Genomic DNA, 3803 nt, shown 5'->3' with positions numbered 1-3803 from the left:
AGGTAGGCCACGGAGACCGTGCCGAAGAAGGGGAGCATGTGGTGCTCGCAGAGGGAGTAGAACTCCACGTCCTTCACGAGGACCATCTCCTGATATCCCTCCGCCGCGAAGACCGCCCCGTTCACGATGTGCGCGAGGTCGGCCTCGTACCCAGAGGTCAGGAAGCGCAGGGCCTTGGCCACGCGTCGCGGCGTGGCCAGGAGTCCCTCGCGGGAGGGGTCCTCCCCCAGTTCCTGCAGGACCGACCGGTTCAGGGCCTCCAGAGGGTCCGCTCCCGCCGGACGCACGTCGGCGAGGTGGAGGGCGGCGGCTCCGACGGACCGGTGGAGCGGGGGAGCGGGCTTCGGTTCAACGGCGGACGAAGGCGACGTTGCGGTCGGTTTCGTGAACTCGGACTTCATGGAGTCTCCCGGAGGGGATCCTGGCGTCCAGGATCTCCCAGAAGGCCACGGCCAGATTCTCCGCCGTGGGGTTGATCCCCTCGAGGAAGGGGACGTCGAGGTTGAGGTGCTTGTGGTCCACCTTGTCCAGGATCTCGGCCTGGACGAGGTCTTTGAGGGCCTTCATGTCGAGGATCATGCCGGTATCCGGGCTCACGGGCCCCTCCACGGTGACCTCGATCTCGTAGTTGTGGCCGTGGCCGTTCGGATTGGCGCACAGGCCGAAGACTTCCCGGTTCTTGGAAAGGGACCAGTCGGGCCTGAAGAGCCTGTGGGCCGCCGAAAAGTGCTGTTTCACGGTCAAGAACGTCCGCATTCGGGCGAACCTCCCGGCGGAGGAAAGCAAGAGCCGTACCAGGGGAAGCGCTCAGGGAGCAGGTGAGGAGGTGAGGAGGGGATGAAGGGAGTTGGAAAGCGGGGAGCCAAGGAGCGAGCGAGCCGGTGAAAGGGGAACCGCGCGAACCGTTTAACCCCTGCGCCCTGGCGGCCCGCAAGAAGGCGTGGCGGTTGAAACGGCCGGGATGGTGGTTTCACGAGAGAAACCCTGGTCGGTGCAACGCGAAGCCCGGGATGGGCCGGGCTCCGTGGTAAAATCCGCCCTTCGGAGGTGGGGGGAAACCCCTCCGGTCTGAAAACCGTATCCCGAGCCTTGGGGAGATGAACATGAAGCAGAAGACGAAGACGTGCGCGTGGCTCCTTCTGGCGGCGGCCCTTCCCATGGCGGCGGCGGCCGCCTCCGGGGCCCCCCTCGATTGGACCTTCCTCTCGACCACGACCATCGGAGCGAAGGACTTCGTGAAGGCCCACCCCGATTGGGACGGCCGGGGCGTGCTGATCGCCGTGTGCGATTCGGGGGTGGACCTGGGTCTTCCCGGGCTCACCGTGACCTCCGACGGAAAGCCCAAAATCCTCGACGCGCGGATCTTCCTCGAAAACCGCAAGGTCTCCCTCGAACGCGCCGAGGCGGGCCAGGACGCGAACGGGAAGGCGCTGAGGGCCAAGGACGGGAAGTGGCTCTACGGCTTCGAGAGCCTCGGTCTCAAGCCCCCTTCCGAGAAGGACCTGTACGTGGCGTACTTCAAGGAAGAGGACCTCAAGAACAGCGACGCCCGGGACGGGGACCTGAACGGAAACGGGTCGAAGGACGACGTGTACGGCATGGTGGCCTTTCCCGAGTCCAAGGCGGCGGACGCCCCCTGGCTGGCCGTCGTGGACACGAACGCCGACGGGAGCCTGGCGGACGAGAAGCCCGTGCGGGACTTCGCAGTGGCCCGAGAGGCCTTCGAACTGCGGGGCCGCGACGTCCACGCCCAGGCCAAGGTCATGGGATTCGCGCTCAACCTCTGGCCCTCCGAAAAGAAGGCGGCCCTCTACATGGCCGACGGGTCTCACGGGACCCACGTGGCGGGCATCTGCGCCGGTTTCGGCATCGACGGCCAGCCGGGCTTCGACGGCGTGGCGCCCGGAGCGCAAGTCCTGGCCCTGAAGATCGGCGACAACACCCTCTCGGGCGGGGCCACCACCCCGGGTTCCATGGTGGCCGCGTGGCGCTACGCCGTGAAGAAGGCCAAGGAGCTGGGCATGCCCCTGGTCATCCAGATGTCCTACGGCGTGGGCTCGGAAAACGAGGGGACGGCGGAGGCCGAGCGGCTCCTCGACGAACTCCTCGAAGAGAATCCAGACGTCGTGGCGACGGTTTCCGCCGGAAACGAGGGCCCCGGGCTCTCCACCGTGGGCCTCCCCGCCTGCATGGCGAACGCCCTGTCGGTGGCCGCCGTGCTCAACCGGGATTCGGCGAAGGACCTCTACGGAGCCTCCCTCGCCCAGGACGAGATGTTCTCGTTCTCCAGCCGCGGAGCCGAGGCCGCGAAGCCCGACGTGGCCTGCCCTGGATTCTCGGCCTCGACGGTGCCCAACTACGAGGACGGCCGGAGCGTGTTCCGGGGGACGAGCATGGCGGCCCCGCAGGCGGCCGGCGCCCTGGCGCTCCTGCTCTCCGCCGCCCGGGCCGAAGGCCTCGACGTGAGGCGCGACCACGCGGCCATGGCCCTCAAGCGCGGCGCCCGGCCCATGGCGGGCTACGGTCCCCTGGACTATGGCTGGGGCCTCGTGGACGTGCCGCGGGCCTACTCGATTCTGCAGAGCCTGGCCCGGCGGGGCAAAGACGCCGTCCTGACCTACCGCGCGGAGACGGAGTCGCCGGAGATGGCCGGCCTGAAGGGACCCGCCGTCCACTGGCGAGGCGCCTACTACCCGAGGGACGGAAAGACCCAGACGGTCACCGTGAAGGCGGTCTTTCCGCGGGCGCTCTCCGCCGACGGGCAGGCGCGCTTCTTCCAGGCCTTCGACTTGGAGAGCACGGCCCCCTGGCTCCGGCTGGAGAAGGGGTCCATCTTCCTGAAGGCGGAGCAGGGCGCCGTGATCCCCTTCACCTTCGACGCGGCGGCGATAAGGAAGCCGGGCCTCTACCAGGCCCGGATCCTCGGCTACCTCAAAGGGGCAGGGCGCGAACTCGGTCCCGACTGGGCGGTGCCCGTCTCGGTTGTGGTCCCCGAAGACCTCTCCGCCGGGGCGTTCTTCTCCCGGAACGTGGACGGGATCCAGCCCGCCCGCGTGGAACGCCTCTTCCTGCGCGTGCCCCCCGAAGCCGGCGGCGCCCGGCTGGATCTGGAGGCCCCCGCTGGCCAGCAGGCGATAGTGGCGTGCTATCTCCACGATCCCGAGGGACGCCAGCGCGAGATGGCCGTCCTTCGCCCCGACCGCAGGAAGGGCTCCTTCACGCTCGACGGCGAGGTCCTCGCGCCCGGGGTTTGGGAGGTGGACCTCTACGCCAACTACCTCAACAAGGCTCCGGCCGCCGTGAGGGTGGAAGCGCGCGCCCTTCCCCTCGGACGGCCCGCGGCGGGCGCCCTGTCCGCGAAACTCTCCCAGGGTCAGACCCCTCGGGCGGAACTCGAAATCCTGTCGGGCCTGCCCGACGCGCTGAAGGGGACCGGTTCGGGCGAGATCCTGGGGTCCTTTACGGAGAAGACCGTCCGGCCGGGAGGCGACCCCTGGAAGAAGACCTTCTCCGTCGCCCCCGGCGAAGCCCGCGTGACCTTCCGGCTCACGCTTTCGGCGGAGGACTTCGGCAAATTTACCGACATTCCCGTGCAGATCCTGGACGCCGACGGGAACGCCCTGGTCTCGGAGGGGATGGGCTACCGGCACCTGGAGGTGGACTTCTCGCCTCCCTCCGGGGCCAAGCCCGACGCCAAGTACACGCTGAAGGTGTGGGCCGCCACCGCCGATCCCGAGGACGAGGACCCCTCGTGGAAGCTGAGGGTCCAGGAGATCCACCACTACGCCGCGCCCGTGGCCTTG

General features: G+C 68.6%; 3 protein-coding genes. 1 reads left to right on the top strand and 2 read right to left on the bottom strand.

Annotation, left to right across the window (positions count from 1 at the left end; all coding sequences use genetic code 11):
• A partial coding sequence (locus AB1824_12370) for a GTP cyclohydrolase I (protein ID MEW5765759.1) occupies nucleotides 1–401 on the bottom strand: 401 nt, incomplete at its 3' end.
• Nucleotides 349–756, bottom strand: a complete 408-nt coding sequence (locus tag AB1824_12365; protein ID MEW5765758.1) for a 6-carboxytetrahydropterin synthase — start codon at nucleotides 754–756, stop codon at nucleotides 349–351. The genes AB1824_12370 and AB1824_12365, both read right to left, overlap by 53 nt.
• A gap of 347 nt (nucleotides 757–1103) precedes the next feature.
• On the opposite strand from AB1824_12365, the gene AB1824_12360 reads away from it, so the two are divergent.
• Nucleotides 1104–3803: S8 family serine peptidase (locus AB1824_12360; GenBank protein MEW5765757.1), on the top strand; the 2700-nt coding region annotated here is incomplete at its 3' end.

The organism is Acidobacteriota bacterium (assembly GCA_040752915.1).
GTDB lineage: Bacteria > Acidobacteriota > UBA4820 > UBA4820 > DSQY01 > JBFLVU01.
The sequence above is the reverse complement of the archived record's forward strand: the minus strand, read 5'-3'. Positions and strand labels throughout refer to the sequence as shown.

Coding starts and splice junctions, on each gene's coding strand:
- AB1824_12365 (MEW5765758.1), bottom strand. CDS start 756: ATGCGGACGTTCTTGACCGTGAAACAGCACTTTTCGGCGGCCCACAGG.